The 14,529-nt window shown below is 61.9% G+C and carries 12 protein-coding genes; 10 read left to right on the top strand and 2 right to left on the bottom strand.

Translation table 11 applies throughout. From position 1 onward, the window contains the following. Both AC1D1X_RS04320 and fdhF read left to right on the top strand, forming a co-directional pair. Positions 1 to 297, top strand: a 297-nt coding sequence (locus AC1D1X_RS04320; RefSeq protein WP_477697883.1) for an NADH-ubiquinone oxidoreductase-F iron-sulfur binding region domain-containing protein, incomplete at its 5' end; no start/stop codon positions are given. Positions 298 to 328: 31 nt separating this feature from the next. Continuing rightward, on the top strand, positions 329 to 3,166 hold the full coding sequence (fdhF, locus tag AC1D1X_RS04315; RefSeq protein WP_477669185.1) for a formate dehydrogenase subunit alpha: 2,838 nt from the start codon (positions 329 to 331) through the stop codon (positions 3,164 to 3,166). Between the two features lie 201 nt (positions 3,167 to 3,367). Here the strand turns inward: fdhF and rraA are convergent, their stop codons facing one another. Further along, positions 3,368 to 3,880 carry a ribonuclease E activity regulator RraA gene (gene rraA / locus AC1D1X_RS04310; RefSeq protein ID WP_477669184.1) on the bottom strand — a complete coding sequence of 171 codons (513 nt, stop codon included), beginning with the start codon at positions 3,878 to 3,880 and terminating at the stop codon, positions 3,368 to 3,370. Next, positions 3,877 to 4,368, bottom strand: coding sequence for an Lrp/AsnC family transcriptional regulator (locus AC1D1X_RS04305; RefSeq protein ID WP_007873193.1), 492 nt, complete (start codon positions 4,366 to 4,368; stop codon positions 3,877 to 3,879). Before AC1D1X_RS04305 ends, rraA begins: the two co-directional genes overlap by 4 nt. 92 nt (positions 4,369 to 4,460) lie before the next feature. Between AC1D1X_RS04305 and yedA the strand changes: the two genes are divergently transcribed. The 8 genes from yedA to AC1D1X_RS04265 form a co-directional block, all read left to right on the top strand. Beyond that, positions 4,461 to 5,384 carry a drug/metabolite exporter YedA gene (yedA, locus tag AC1D1X_RS04300; protein WP_477669183.1) on the top strand — a complete coding sequence of 308 codons (924 nt, stop codon included), beginning with the start codon at positions 4,461 to 4,463 and terminating at the stop codon, positions 5,382 to 5,384. Between the two features lie 110 nt (positions 5,385 to 5,494). Further along, positions 5,495 to 5,953, top strand: a complete 459-nt coding sequence (locus tag AC1D1X_RS04295) for an SWIB/MDM2 domain-containing protein (protein ID WP_122956824.1) — start codon at positions 5,495 to 5,497, stop codon at positions 5,951 to 5,953. Positions 5,954 to 6,377: 424 nt separating this feature from the next. Beyond that, the gene (locus AC1D1X_RS04290; protein WP_477646562.1) at positions 6,378 to 7,388 is read left to right on the top strand and encodes an ABC transporter permease subunit; all 1,011 of its coding nucleotides are present in this window, start codon (positions 6,378 to 6,380) and stop codon (positions 7,386 to 7,388) included. Further along, a complete protein-coding gene (locus tag AC1D1X_RS04285) occupies positions 7,385 to 8,299 on the top strand; it encodes an ABC transporter permease subunit (protein WP_477669182.1) in 915 nt (304 codons plus the stop codon). The genes AC1D1X_RS04290 and AC1D1X_RS04285 overlap by 4 nt, the downstream gene beginning before the upstream one ends. A 10-nt stretch (positions 8,300 to 8,309) precedes the next feature. Beyond that, positions 8,310 to 9,326 carry an ABC transporter ATP-binding protein gene (locus AC1D1X_RS04280; protein ID WP_477669181.1) on the top strand — a complete coding sequence of 339 codons (1,017 nt, stop codon included), beginning with the start codon at positions 8,310 to 8,312 and terminating at the stop codon, positions 9,324 to 9,326. Beyond that, positions 9,323 to 10,330, top strand: a complete 1,008-nt coding sequence (locus AC1D1X_RS04275; protein ID WP_477669180.1) for a peptide ABC transporter ATP-binding protein — start codon at positions 9,323 to 9,325, stop codon at positions 10,328 to 10,330. The genes AC1D1X_RS04280 and AC1D1X_RS04275 overlap by 4 nt, the downstream gene beginning before the upstream one ends. 136 nt (positions 10,331 to 10,466) lie before the next feature. Beyond that, complete coding sequence (locus AC1D1X_RS04270; RefSeq protein WP_477697882.1) at positions 10,467 to 12,104, top strand: ABC transporter substrate-binding protein; 1,638 nt, start codon at positions 10,467 to 10,469, stop codon at positions 12,102 to 12,104. A 238-nt stretch (positions 12,105 to 12,342) separates the two neighbouring features. After that, positions 12,343 to 14,529: DNA/RNA non-specific endonuclease (locus AC1D1X_RS04265; protein WP_477697881.1), on the top strand; the 2,187-nt coding region annotated here is incomplete at its 3' end.

Raw genomic sequence — 14,529 nt, 5'->3', positions numbered from 1 at the left:
CCCTATGGCTGCTTTATCGGCTCGGCTGCGGTGATGATCCTCTCCGACAAGGACACGGCCACTGATGCCGCGCGCAACATGATGCGTTTCTTTCACCATGAGTCCTGCGGCCAGTGCACGCCGTGCCGTGTGGGCACAGCCAAAGCAGCACACCTTATGGAACAGCCGAAGTGGGACCTCGCCCTGCTGGCAGACCTGTCCCTGGTCATGCGCGACGCATCGATCTGCGGCCTCGGCCAGGCGGCTCCCAATCCCATGGACTGCGTCATCAAGTACTTCCCACACGAGCTGGCTTGAGCACCGCGTCAACAAGACAAGAGGCACCACGATGAATGCAATTACCCGCCAGGAACTCGCCGAACTCGACGCACCGCTTGTGAGCTTCAGCCTCAACGGCCGTGAGGTCCAGGGCCGCGCCACCGAATCACTGCTCCAGGTCGCCAAGCGCGAAGGCGTGGAGATCCCGCACCTGTGCTTCAAGGAAGGCATGGAAGCTGTCGGTAACTGCCGATCGTGCATGGTTGAAATCAACGGTGAGCGCGTACTCGCTCCCTCATGCTGCCGGGCACCTGCAGCCGGCATGAAGGTCGTCACCGACAGCGAACGCGCCGTGGCCTCGCAAAAGCTGGTGCTCGAGCTGCTGCTGTCAGACATGCCCGAAAAGGAATACACCCGCAACAACGAGGTAGACCAATGGGCTGCCAAGATCGGCGTCGGCAAGCCCCGTTTCGAGGCACGCCAACAGGTGCGCCAGGATGTATCGCACCCCGCCATCGCCGTGAACCTGGACGCCTGCATCCAGTGCACACGCTGCCTGCGCGCTTGCCGTGACGAGCAGGTCAATGACGTGATCGGGCTGGCCTTCCGCGGTGACCAGGCCAAGATCGTCTTCGATATGGATGATCCCATGGGTGCGTCCACCTGCGTGGCCTGCGGCGAATGTGTACAAGCCTGCCCGACGGGCGCCCTGATGCCGGCCCGCGAGGCTGCCTTGACCGTGCCGGACAAGCAGGTCAAGTCTGTGTGTCCCTACTGCGGTGTGGGTTGCCAGCTGACCTACAACGTCAAGGACGACAAGATTCTTTTTGTGGAAGGCCGCGACGGCCCCGCCAACCATGAACGCCTGTGCGTCAAAGGCCGTTACGGCTTCGACTACGCGCATCATCCGCACCGACTGACAAAACCGCTGATCCGCCGCGAAGGCATGCCCAAGACCGGCGACTTCACGATGGACCCGGACCGCGTGATGGACGTGTTCCGCGAAGCCAGCTGGGAAGAAGCGCTGGAATTCGCCGGCGGCAAGCTCGCCGCCATCCGTGACCAGCACGGCAAGAAATCGCTGGCCGGCTTTGGCTCGGCCAAGGGCAGCAACGAAGAAGCCTACCTGTTCCAGAAGCTGGTGCGCACCGGTTTCGGCAGCAACAATGTGGACCATTGCACGCGCCTGTGCCACGCGTCCTCGGTTGTCGCCCTGCTGGAAGGCATTGGATCTGGCGCCGTCTCTAACCCCGTCATGGATGTCACAAAGGCCGATGTGGTCGTGATCATCGGCGCCAACCCGACGGTGAACCACCCGGTGGCCGCCACCTGGATCAAGAACGCCGTGAAAAACGGCACCAAGCTGATCGTGATGGATCCGCGCCGCTCCGACCTCACGCGCGTGGCGCACCGCCACTTGCAGTTCAAGCCCGATACCGATGTGCCCATGCTCAACGCGATGATGAATGTCATCGTGACCGAGGGCCTGGTGGACCAGGCCTTCATCGACAGCCGCACTATCGGCTACGAAGAACTGCGCAAGAACGTTGAGGGCTACACACCCGAACTGATGGCGCCGATCTGCGGCATTGACGCCGACACGCTGCGTTATGTGGCCCGCCTGTTCGCCACTTCCAAAGGCTCGATGATCCTGTGGGGCATGGGTGTGTCGCAGCACGTGCACGGCACCGACAACGCGCGTTGCCTGATCGCCCTTTCGCTGATGACCGGCCAGATCGGCCGTCCTGGTACCGGCCTGCATCCTCTGCGCGGCCAGAACAACGTGCAGGGTGCGTCCGACGCGGGCCTGATCCCCATGATGCTGCCGGATTACCAGCACGTCTCCAAGCCCGAGGTCCGCGCCAGCTTCGAGAAGGCCTGGAACGTCGCTCCCGGCTCCCTGGACGACCAGGTCGGCCTGACGGTGGTCGAAGTGATGCACGCCATCAAAAAGGGCGGCATCAAGGGGATGTATGTGCAAGGCGAGAACCCGGCCATGTCCGACCCGGACGCCAACCACGCGCGCGAAGCCCTGGCTGCGCTCGATCACCTCGTGGTGCAGGACATCTTCCTGACCGAAACCGCCTATCTGGCGGACGTGATTTTGCCGGCCAGTGCCTTCCCGGAAAAAGACGGCAGCTTTACCAACACCGACCGCCTCGTGCAGATGGGCCGCAAGGCGATCAACCCGCCCGGCGATGCACGCCAGGACCTCTGGATCATTACGCAGATCGCCAACCGCATGGGTTGTGGCTGGCACTACAACCATGTCAGCGAAGTCTTCGACGAGATGCGCCACACCATGCCGAGCATTGGCGGCATCACCTGGGACCGGCTTGACCGCGAGCATTCGGTCACCTACCCCTGCATGAAAGAAGGCGATCCCGGCCAGTCGGTCGTGTTTGTGGATGACTTCCCCCGCGAAGGCGGCCGCGCGAAGTTCGTGCCGGCCGACATCATCCCGGCCAATGAGCGCCCGGACACCGAATATCCGATGGTGCTGATCACCGGGCGCCAGTTGGAGCATTGGCACACCGGCAGCATGACACGGCGCGCGACGGTGCTCGATGCGATCGAGCCCGATCCTGTCGCCCTGGTACACCCGCTCGACCTTGCCGCCATGGGCGGCAAGCCCGGCGACGTGGTGACCATCGAGTCACGCCGCGGCAAGGTGGAGCTGTACGCCCGCGCCGACGAAAGCTCGCCACGCGGCGCAGTTTTTGTACCTTTCTGTTACTACGAGGCAGCCATCAACAAGCTGACCAATGCCGCGCTAGACCCGTTTGCGAAGATCCCGGAGTTCAAATACTGCGCGATCCGCGTGTCGCTGGGTGGCGTGCCACCCGAGCAGGACAGCTACGGTGGCGGACAGGCGCTGAAGAACTCGATCGCTCTTGCGGGGTTCTGAGTATTTTTTGGCAGCAATGAGAAGCAGGGCATGAGCGGCCGCCTCTGCTGCTCAAAGACAGCGCGTGAGTGCTATTAAATTTATAGCTGCTTACGCCCTTTTTTATTGGGGTTGAGGCCGATTTTTCCAATATTCCATCCAGCCCCCGCTGCAAACCTCTGTGCCCGGCGGTAGAGCGCCTGGATTACAAGCGCCCTGCGTCTACGCTTGCGCAGGCGCCGGCATCACCACCACCCCATCCTCGTCGGCGTAGAGCCAGTCGCCCGGCCGCACCCAGACGCCCTGTATCTGCACAGCGATGTCACGCAGGCCCGCCTGGCGCCTTTCCGTGGGCAGCGGCATGCTTGCCAGGGCGCGGATTCCGGTCTGGCATTGCGCCAGCTCCGCCACGTCGCGCACGCAACCGTCAATCAGCACCCCTGCCCAGCCGTTTTTGGCGGCGGCGGCGCCCAGATTGCCGCCCAGCAGCGCGCGGCGCAGCGAGGCGCCCCCGTCCACCACCAGCACGCGCGCCTCTCCGGGCGACTCCACCGCCGCCTTGACCGGCGTGTTGTCTTCAAAGCATTTCACCGTGACGACGGGACCGCTGAACTTCTGAAGGCCGCCATAGCTCCTGAAAACAGGCGGGAGCACCCTGAAATGACCCGAGGTGTCGCCTTTGTGGAGGTCGCAGAGATCGCAGGTGGCGAAGGAGGCGAGATTGTCTTGGCTCATTTTCCGGTGACTTTCTTGATGACGGGTTTGATGTCTTCGCGCCGGGCGGGCAAGACCACCGCATTCTCGCGGGGGGCGTTCAGCACGATGGAGGTCGAGGTCTCGGTGAGGATGCAGAACTTGGTCACCACCGCGTCCAGGTGCGCCACGTCGATCACCGCGATTTCCAGCACCCAGCTGTCCTCGCCGGTGACGTTGTAGGCATTGATCACTTCGGGCGTCTGCTCGATCAGCTTGACCACCCGGGCGTACTCGACCCGCCCTACCCGCGCGATAGCGCGTATGCCGTAACCCAGCCGCGCCAGGTCAACCTCGGCCCGGTAACCTTTGATCACGCCGCCCAGTTCGAGCTTGCGCACACGCTCCGTGACTGCCGGCTGGCTCAGGTGAACGCGGCGACCCAGCTCGGCCATGGTGATCCGCGCATCGCGCTGCAGTTCGCCGAGGATGCGGCTGTCGTAATGGTCCCATTCGGTGGTTTCGGTCATATCGCTTTTCAAGCTTTAAATTTAAAGGCCAGCTGCAGTTTTGCCGTTAGTTTTGCATAGTCTGAGGGCGTTTGGCAACCTACCATGCAGGCATGACCTCCACATTCATTTCATCCTCCGCCACCGGCAAAGCGCCGGCGCTTTTGATCCCTGCCCTGCTCGCCTGTTACCTGGTGTGGGGCTCCACTTACCTGGCAATCCGCTTTGCTCTGATCAGTTTTCCGCCTTTCTTCCAGATGGGCACGCGTTTCCTGGCGGCCGGCCTTCTGATGATGGCTTGGGTGCTGATACGCGGGCACAAGCTGCCCAGCAGGCGCGAGTGGGCCAGCGCCGCCGTCATCGGCACCCTGATGCTGGGCGGCGGGATGGGGCTGACAGCATCGGCTGAACTTCACATCGGCTCCGGACTGATCGCCACCTTCATCGCGGTGGTTCCCATGATGGTGTCGGCCTGGGGCCTCCTGCTGGGCCAGCGGCCCAGCAGGCTGGAGTTCCTGGGCATGGTGGTAGGGCTGGCAGGTGTGCTGATGCTGGTGCAAGGCGCCAGCTTTAGCGCTGCTCCCGTCGGCATGGCGTGCATTGCGGGGGCGACCTTGCTGTGGTCACTCGGCTCGGTGCTGTCCACCACCCGGCTGCCGCTGGCGAATGGCCCCGCGGGTTTTGCCAGCGAAATGTTGTGTGGCGGCGCGGTGTTGATGGCGATTTCTCTTGCATTGGGTGAGCACCGCGAAGCCGCTGCCAACTGGCCCGCGCAGCCTGAAGCCGTGCTTGCGTGGCTCTATCTCGTGGTGTTTGGCTCGCTCATCGCCTTCAGCGCCTACCTCTATCTGCTGGCCAATGCCTCACCTGCAGTAGCCACGAGCTATGCCTTTGTGAACCCCTTGATCGCGATTTTTCTGGGTGCATTCTTCGCCGGAGAGCACGTCACTGGGGGCGAATGGGCCGCTTGCGGCGTGATTCTCATGGGCGTTTTCCTGATTTTCAGAGGTAAATCTGCAACATCCAGGCGCAAATAAAGTGCGTTTGCACTAGGAAACTGCGTTTTTCTCCAGTAGCATCCGCATTGCCACAAGGAAGAGTAGTTATCCGTGTGGTGATTTATCAACTTCTAGAAGGAAAATCAATCATGGCAACTGCAAAAAAAGCACCGGCTAAAAAAGCGCCTGCAAAAAAGGCTGCTCCGGCAAAGAAAGTAGCTGCGAAGAAAGCAGCTCCTGCAAAGAAGGCTCCTGCGAAAAAAGCAGCGCCTGCGAAAAAGGTAGCCGCGAAGAAGGCAGCTCCCGCCAAAAAAGTTGCGGCCAAAAAGCCAGCAGCGAAAAAAGCGCCTGCCAAAAAGCGCACGCCCAATGCAGCGTTCATGAAGGCACTGACCTTGAGCCCGGCACTGGCAGCAGTGGTTGGCGACAAGCCTCTGCCACGTACCGAGATCGTCAGCAAGCTGTGGGTTTACATCAAATCCAAGGGCCTGCAGGACAAGGTCAACAAGCGCATGATCAACGCCGACGAAAAATTGCGTGCCGTTTTCGGCAAGGCGCAAGTGTCGATGTTCGAGATGGCTGGCCTTATCGGCAAGCACGTCAAGTAATCGGCTCCCGCCGATATCAAAAGGCCGGTTTGCACCGGCCTTTTTTTATGCGCGGCTGGTAAGAGGGCACCTACCGCACCCCCAACCGCTGGCACGCTTCCTGCGTTGCACTCGCATGCTCCCGCGCCATGCCACCCTCTTCCATTAACGTCCAAAGCCTCCTGAAACGTATGCTAATGCCATAGGGTTACTCGGTAGCCCGCCACCAGCGGCACAGTCGAAAAACGACGCTATTGTTGCTAAGATAAAAATCCCCCTTGCGGCACCGCCCGCACCAGACCAAATAGAACAGACCCATGTTGATGCCATTGCAGCTACTGCATTCAAAAACCGGGGCGGCGGAAAACCCCGCGTGCCCTGCCTGTCGCCACCGCGACGGGCACTCGCCAGCCCGCGTCAAGTCCTGCCTTAGCATCCCGCGATAATGCTGCGCTTTATTTTTACCCGACTGAGCCTGATCATTCCCACCTTTTTGGGGATGACTCTGCTGGCTTTCTTCCTGATCCGCATGGTGCCCGGCGACCCGATCGAAACCATGGCGGGCGAGCGCGGCATCGATCCGGTGCGCCACGCGCAATTGCTCAAGGAATACGGCCTGGACCGACCCGTCATGGTGCAGTACGGCATCTACATCGGCCGGGTCCTGAAAGGCGACCTGGGCAAGTCCCTGATCACACAGGAGCCTGTACTGCGCGAATTCCTCACGCTGTTTCCGGCCACCATCGAACTCGCCGTGTGCGCCATTTTGTTTGCACTGCTGATCGGCATCCCCGCGGGCATCCTGGCGGCGGTCAAGCGAAACTCCATACTCGACCATGGCGTCATGGGGGTGTCCCTCACGGGGTATTCCATGCCGATTTTCTGGTGGGGATTGCTGCTGATCCTGCTGTTCTCGGTGCAGCTCGGCTGGACCCCCGTATCGGGCCGGCTGTCGGTGCAGTACTTCATTGAGCCCACCACAGGCTTTCTGTTGATCGACTCACTTCTCTCGGAAGACAAGGGTGCTTTCTGGTCGGCCGCTTCCCACCTGATATTGCCCATGATTGTGCTGGGCACCAACCCGCTGGCGGTGATCGCGCGCATGACGCGTTCGGCCATGCTGGAAGTGCTGGGCGAAGACTACATCCGCACCGCGCGCGCCAAAGGGCTTTCCAACCTGCGCGTGGTGGCCCTGCATGCGCTGCGCAATGCATTGATCCCGGTGGTCACCGTGATCGGCCTGCAGGTCGGCGTACTGTTCACGGGCGCCATCCTCACCGAAACCATCTTTTCCTGGCCGGGCGTCGGCAAATGGCTGATCGAAGCCATCAGCCGCCGCGACTACCCCGTTCTGCAGGGCGGCATCCTGCTGCTGGGCGCCATCGTCATGGCCGTCAACCTGCTGGTGGACATCACCTACGGCATCATTAACCCACGCATCAGGCACCAGCGATGAGCACGGCCACCTTGAAATCCGCCCCCCCGAAACCGGGCACGCCCCCGGCGCCACCGCACCCTCTGCGCGAGTTCTGGAACTACTTCAGCGCCAACAACGGCGCCGTGATCGGCCTGGTCATCGTGATTGGCGTGCTGCTGCTGGCGCTCTTTGCGCCCCTGCTGGCGCCGCACGCACCCAACATCACCAACAACGCCGTGTTCCTCAAGCCACCGGCCTGGCAGACGGGCGGCTCCTGGACCTATCCCCTGGGCACCGACGCCATCGGCCGGGACATCCTCTCGCGCCTGATGTACGGCGCCCGCCTGTCGCTGGTGATCGGCCTGGCCGTGGTGGCGCTGTCGGTGGTTGTCGGCACGGTGCTGGGCCTGCTGGCAGGCTTTTTCCGCGGCATCTTCGAGATCGCCGTGATGCGCCTCATGGACATCATCCTGACCCTGCCCAGCCTGCTGCTGGCCATCGTGATCGTCGCCATCCTCGGCCCCGGGCTGATGAACGCCATGCTGGCTGTTGCCATCGTCGTGCTGCCGCATTACGTGCGCATCACGCGCGCCGCCGTGATCGCCGAAACCTCGCGTGACTACGTGACCGCCGCGCGCATGAGCGGCGCCAGCCGTATCCGCCTGATGTTCAGCGAAATCCTGCCCAACTGCACGGCGCCGCTGATCGTCCAGGCCTCACTGGGCGTGTCGACCGCCATCCTGGACGCCGCCGCCTTGGGCTTCCTGGGCCTGGGCGCCCAGCCACCCTCACCCGAATGGGGCACCATGCTGGCCGATGCCCGCGAATTTGTCTTGCGCGCCTGGTGGGTGGTCACCTTCCCCGGCCTCGCAATTTTGATCACTGTGCTGGCCTTCAACTTGCTCGGCGACGGACTGCGTGACGCATTCGACCCCAAGCTGAAGCGCTGAAAGATTCCGTATGGCTTTGTTAGAAATAGAAAACCTCTCCGTCGAGTTCCCCTCGCAAAACGGCATCATGCACGCCGTTGACGGCATCAGCCTGTCGCTGGAAGAAGGCGAAGTCCTCGGTATCGTCGGCGAATCTGGCTCCGGCAAAAGCGTCACCATGATGGCCTTGATGGGCCTGGTGGCTTACCCCGGCCGCGTGAAAGCCGACAAACTACGGTTTGCCGGACACGACCTCCTCAAGCTGTCGCAAGGCGAGCGCAACAAGCTCATCGGCAAAGACGTGGCGATGATCTTCCAGGAACCCACGACCAGCCTGAACCCCTGCTTCACCGTCGGCTTCCAGATCACCGAAACCCTGCGTCTGCACCTGGGCATGGATAAAAAGGCCGCAACACGCAAGGCCATCGAACTGCTCGAGCAGGTCGGCATCAATTCACCCGAAAGCCGCCTGAAGGCCTATCCCCACCAGCTCTCCGGTGGCATGAACCAGCGCGTGATGATCGCCATGGCGATCGCCTGCAACCCGCGCCTCCTGATTGCCGACGAGCCGACCACGGCGCTTGACGTGACCATCCAGGCGCAAATCCTGGACCTGCTGCGTAGCCTGCAAAAAGAGCGCGGCATGGCCCTGGTGCTGATCACACACAACATGGGCGTGGTGTCCGAAATGGCACAGCGCATCGCGGTGATGTACGCCGGCCAGATCATGGAAGAGCAAAGCGCACACGCCCTTTTCAACACGCCCCAGCACCCCTACACCGAAGCCCTGCTTTCGGCCCTGCCTGAGCGCAGCGACGGCAGCTCCCGCCTGGCGACCATCCCCGGCATGGTGCCCGGCCTCTATGACCGCCCTACCGGATGCCTGTTTGCTCCGCGCTGCGCCTATGCCACCGAACATTCCCGCAACGAGCGCCCGCTGCTGCGCGCCTGGAAGGACGGCATGGTTCGCTGCCACTACCCGCTGGGTGATCCCAGCCGCGAGGCCAACATCGAGCACGACACCCCACTGGTGGAGGCCGCGCAATGAGCACCGCCACCACTTCCACCACCCTGCCGACCGAGCCCGTCGTTGAAGCAAAAAATCTCAAGCAGGTCTATGAAATCCGCCGCGGTTTCATGCGCAAGTCCGACCACCTGCAGGCCGTCGGTGGCGTTTCCTTCTCGGTCCACGCCGGCAAGACGCTGGCCGTTGTAGGCGAATCGGGCTGCGGTAAATCCACGCTGGCCCGTATGGTCTCGCTCATTGAAACGCCTACGGGCGGCGAATTGCGCATCACCGGCATAGACGCGGTGAACAGTGGCCAGGAAGAGCGCCAGGGTCTTCGCAAGGCCGTGCAGCTGGTGTTCCAGAACCCCTACGGCTCGCTCAACCCGCGCAAGAAAATCGGCGCCATCCTTGAGGCGCCACTGGAAATCAACACCAGCCTGACAGCTGAAGAGCGCGCCGCCAAGGCCCGCGCCATGCTGGCCATGGTGGGCCTGCGCCCCGAGCACTACGACCGCTATCCCCACATGTTCTCGGGCGGCCAGCGCCAGCGCATTGCCATTGCACGCGCGTTGATGCTCAACCCCACGGTGGTGGTAGCTGACGAGCCGGTATCGGCCCTTGACGTCTCCATACAGGCCCAGGTGCTCAACCTGCTGGCCGACCTGCAGCAGTCCATGGGTCTGGCCTATCTGTTCATCTCGCACGACCTGGGTGTGGTGCGCCACATCGCCCACGACGTGTTGGTGATGTACCTGGGCCATGCCGTTGAACAAGGCGAGAAAAATGCCCTGTTTAACCGGCCCCTGCACCCCTACACCCAGGCCCTGCTGGCCTCCACACCCGGCCTGGCCGGCACCGGGGTGAAGCAACGCATCGTGCTCAAGGGCGAGCTGCCCTCGCCGCTTAACCCGCCCACCGGCTGCGTGTTCTCTACCCGTTGCCCGCACGTCACCGACCGCTGCCGCGCCGAAAGGCCGCAGCTGCGCGAAGTTGCAGAGCGGCAGGTTGCGTGCCACTATGCTGAAAACTTTCTCACTGCGTGACCTGAAACCATGCGCTCAAGCACCGGTTTCAGGCCACGTTTTTCAATGACCAGGGCGCACAACGTCACAAATGTTGTGCAATCTGGCCGCAAGCCCCCGCTGCAAAAGCAGCATTAACCTCCAAAGGGATCGTCAAATGATTCAGACCAAACCAAGTGCAAACCGGCTGCGCCCGGTCCAGCGCGCATTGCTGTGCGCTATTGCCCTGCCAGCGCTGCTGGCACTTTCACCCGTCTCCGCGAAGACGCTGGTGTTCTGCTCTGAAGGCAGCCCCGAAAACTTCTACCCTGGCGTCAACACCACGGGTACGTCGTTTGATGCCAACGAACCCGTCTACAACCGCCTCGTCGAATTCGAATACGGCGGCACCAAGGTCGTTCCCGGCCTGGCCGAAAAATGGGACATTTCCGCCGACGGCCTGACCTACACCTTCCACCTGCGCAAGGGCGTGAAATGGCATGCCAGCAACAAGGCCTTCAAGCCAACGCGCGACTTCAACGCCGACGACGTGCTGTTCATGTTCGAACGCCAGTGGAAAGAAGACAACGCCTTCTTCAAGGTCACCAGCCCCAACCACTCCTACTTCAGCGACATGGGCATGCCCAAGCTGCTGAAATCGGTGGAAAAGGTCAACGACCTCACTGTCAAGATCACGCTGGACAAGCCTGAAGCGCCATTCCTCGCCAACCTGGCCATGCCTTACGCGGCCGTGCAGTCCAAGGAATACGCCGACGCCATGCTGAAAGCCGGCACGCCGGAAAAAATCGACCAGGACCCGGTGGGCACCGGCCCCTTCTACCTGGTGCAGTACCAGAAAGACGCGGTCATCCGTTACAAGGCCTTCCCGCAATATTGGGGCGGCAAGGCCAAGATCGACGACCTCGTGTACTCGATCACGCCTGACGCTTCGGTCCGCTGGGCCAAGCTGCAGAAGAACGAATGCCACGTCATGCCCTACCCCAACCCCGCCGACCTCGACGCGATCCGCAAGGACGCCAACGTGACGATCGTCGAGCAGGCCGGCCTGAACGTGGGCTACCTCGCCTACAACACGACCAAGAAGCCGTTTGACGACGTGCGCGTGCGCAAGGCCATCAACATGGCGATCAACAAGAAAGCCATTGTTGACGGCGTGTACCTGAGCACCGGTGTTGCCGCCAAGAACCCGATCCCGCCAACCATGGCCGCGTACAACAACGCCATCAAGGACGACGAGTACAACCCCGAAGCCGCCAAGAAATTGCTGGCCCAGGCCGGTTTCCCCAACGGTTTCACCACCGACCTGTGGGCAATGCCCGTGCAGCGCCCATACAACCCGAATGCCAAGCGCATCGCCGAGTTGATGCAGGCTGACCTGGTCAAGGTCGGCGTGACCGCCGAGATCAAGAGCTTCGAATGGGGCGAGTACCGCAAGCGTTTGCAGGCTGGCGAACACCAGATGGGGATGCTGGGCTGGACCGGCGACAACGGCGATCCTGACAACTTCATGTACRCCCTGCTCGGCTGCGCTTCAGCCCAGTCCGCCAGCGGTTCCAACATCGCCAAGTTCTGCTACCAGCCGTATGAAGACCTGGTCCTGAAAGCCAAGACGGTGACCAATCCTGCCGAGCGCATCAAGCTCTACCAGCAGGCCCAGGTCATCTTCAAGGAGCAAGCGCCCTGGTTCACCATCGCCCACGCAGTGCAGCTCAAGCCCATCCGCAAAAGCGTGATCGGCTACAAGAACAGCCCGTTCGGCCGCCACAACTTCTACGCAGTGGACATCAAGGAATAGTCCTTCATGGCTTGAAGTGGCTTTGTCATAAAGCCGCTTCCATTCAAAACCCTCCTTCTTCAAGGAGGGTTTTTTCATTGTGGCGCCTTGTTTTTCGCGAGCCGCTGTACGTCTTTACAGGTCTGCACTAACCCGGCTTGTGAAGTCTCCTCCGACTGGAGGGTGCATTTTCCCGTGGAATGGAGGAATATCCATTTCCCCGAATTCTGCAGGCCGAAGGCCGGCGAAGGAACAAGAAATGGGACAGACACTCGGAGCGGTCAAGACGAGGCAACAGGGCATCCTGACGGATGCGGCCCGGCGTTGGGAAGAGCGCATGAAGCAGCGCGAAACCGGCCTTGAAAAAATCCGGAACCAAGGCCCAGGCGCCGCCGACACACCCAAGCGCCAAGCGGAATGKACAGCCCGCCAATTGACCAGGGCCGCGGGCGGCTTTCCCCTTTTCCCCGAGCGTGTCATTGGTGCGTGGAATCCCGTGGAATACGCGCCCAGCGTCCAGGCCTCGGACGCCGCGAAACCCGTGGCCCGCATCGTCCAGCAGCGCAGCGCCAGCCATACGCCCATCGGCGTGGCCACGGGCCTGTTGATCGGGTTCGACCTGCTACTGACGAATCATCACGTGTTTCCTTCAAAGATTGACGTCGACGGCCACGCGGCGAATTTTTTCTACGTGCGCGATGAGTACGGCATCAACAACGGCAAGTACTACGACTTCGATCCAGACCGTTTCTTTGTTACCGACCCGGCCCTCGACTTCACCATCGTGGCGGTGCAGCCCCGCAGCCGCGAGAGCGACCAGATTGCCTCATGCGGCTGGACGCGGCTGATCGAGGCAACGGGCAAGGTGTTGACGGGCGCTCCGGTCAATATCATCCAGCACCCCGCCGGCGGGCCGCGGGCCTTCGCCATCAGCGACAACAAGTTGATGGACATCCTGCCCACCGGCTTTCTTCACTATGAGACGGACACGCGGCCGGGCTCCTCCGGCTCCCCGGTCTACAACACAGACTGGGAACTGGTGGCGCTGCACCACTGCGGCGTGCCGGCGATGCGGGACGGCCGGATCCTGGACAAACGGGGCGCCCCCTGGGACCCGGAGTCGCAAAGCGACGACGACATCCAGTGGATCGCCAATGAGGGCGCGCGCGTCAGTTTCATCGTTGAAAGGCTTAAATCCATGTCGATTCCAGAATCCATGCGCATGATCGCCCGGCAATTGCTGGCGACCACGGCAGACCCGCTCACCGGCACAGAGAGCGTGCCGGCCGGCACCGCCTCGTCATCCCTCTTACCTCTCGCCTCACGGCCCGGAGGCGGCAACACCTTCAATTTCTCGGGGCCAGTAACCCTGCACGTCTATGGCGGGCAGGCGCTTCAGCCCGGCGTGCCTGCCGCCGCTGCACCCGTGTCGGTGCCTGCACCCGCGGCGCCCGCGCAAGTTCGTTTGCCTGATGGTTCCGGTGCGCCTTCGGCGGATGGCCTCTTCACCGCCTTTCAGGAAAAATCCCTGGTTTTCGACGAGAACTACGCGGGCCGCAAGGGATACAACCCGAAATTCCTCGGCCAGGAGGTTCCTGCCCCTGTGGCCCAGTCGCGATGGGATGGTGCCCTCTATTCGGTTGCCGATTATGAGGAATTCAATGCCGGTGTGGACGACGTGCCCGCAGTGAAGACAGGCCACCTGGCGCCGGCCGATCCGCTACCGCTTGACTACCACCACTTTTCCCTCGTAATGCACAAGCCGACACGCATGTGCCTGTGGACCGCCTCGAACTACGACTACCGCCCCAAATCGCGCACCGACCCGCGGAAGCGGGCGGATTTCGGAGGGGAAAACTGGCGAGAAGACCCGCGGCTACCGCTGGAATACCAGCTGCTCAACAAGGACGTCTACGGCCCGGCCAAACGGATTGACCGCGGGCACATTGTCCGCCGCGAAGACAACTGCTGGGGCGCCGACGCGGACGAAACCGAATTCGCGAACGCCGACAGCTACCACTGGCCCAACTGCACGCCGCAGCATGAGGCCTTCAACCAGGAGAACCCCAATGACCGCAGCGGCCAGCGCGTCTATGAAGGCGGGGTGGTCGGTATCTGGGGCCAGTTTGAGCGCCTGCTCACCGACCAGGTTCAGGAGTCGGGCGGGCGCGCCGTGCTGTTCGCGGGGCCGGTGCTCACCGAATTTTTCGAGTCCAAAAACTGGGGAACCGGCAAGGTCAAAATCCCCAAAAAATTCTGGAAGGTCGTGGTCGTGCCCGAATCGCAAAAACGCGGCGCGAAGCTGCTGGCCTATGGTTTCGTCTTCAGTCAGGAAAAACCGATCAGGCAGTTCGGCGACACCTATGAGTCGATAGACATGCCGGCCTTCGAACGCAACCAGGTCGCCATCGCGGATATCGAGGATCTGGCCGGCTTGATGTTAGAC

This window comes from Polaromonas sp. P1_G4 (assembly GCF_056405475.1).
This window is presented reverse-complemented; position numbering and strand designations above follow the sequence as displayed.

What these genes read in the sequence shown, in the direction of transcription:
- AC1D1X_RS04285 (WP_477669182.1), top strand. Translation starts at nt 7,385, where the DNA reads ATGAGCACGGCCACCTTGAAATCCGCCCCCCCGAAACCGGGCACGCCC.
- AC1D1X_RS04290 (WP_477646562.1), top strand. Translation starts at nt 6,378, where the DNA reads ATGCTGCGCTTTATTTTTACCCGACTGAGCCTGATCATTCCCACCTTT.
- yedA (WP_477669183.1), top strand. Translation starts at nt 4,461, where the DNA reads ATGACCTCCACATTCATTTCATCCTCCGCCACCGGCAAAGCGCCGGCG.
- AC1D1X_RS04295 (WP_122956824.1), top strand. Translation starts at nt 5,495, where the DNA reads ATGGCAACTGCAAAAAAAGCACCGGCTAAAAAAGCGCCTGCAAAAAAG.
- AC1D1X_RS04305 (WP_007873193.1), bottom strand. Translation starts at nt 4,368, where the DNA reads ATGACCGAAACCACCGAATGGGACCATTACGACAGCCGCATCCTCGGC.
- rraA (WP_477669184.1), bottom strand. Translation starts at nt 3,880, where the DNA reads ATGAGCCAAGACAATCTCGCCTCCTTCGCCACCTGCGATCTCTGCGAC.
- AC1D1X_RS04275 (WP_477669180.1), top strand. Translation starts at nt 9,323, where the DNA reads ATGAGCACCGCCACCACTTCCACCACCCTGCCGACCGAGCCCGTCGTT.
- fdhF (WP_477669185.1), top strand. Translation starts at nt 329, where the DNA reads ATGAATGCAATTACCCGCCAGGAACTCGCCGAACTCGACGCACCGCTT.
- AC1D1X_RS04280 (WP_477669181.1), top strand. Translation starts at nt 8,310, where the DNA reads ATGGCTTTGTTAGAAATAGAAAACCTCTCCGTCGAGTTCCCCTCGCAA.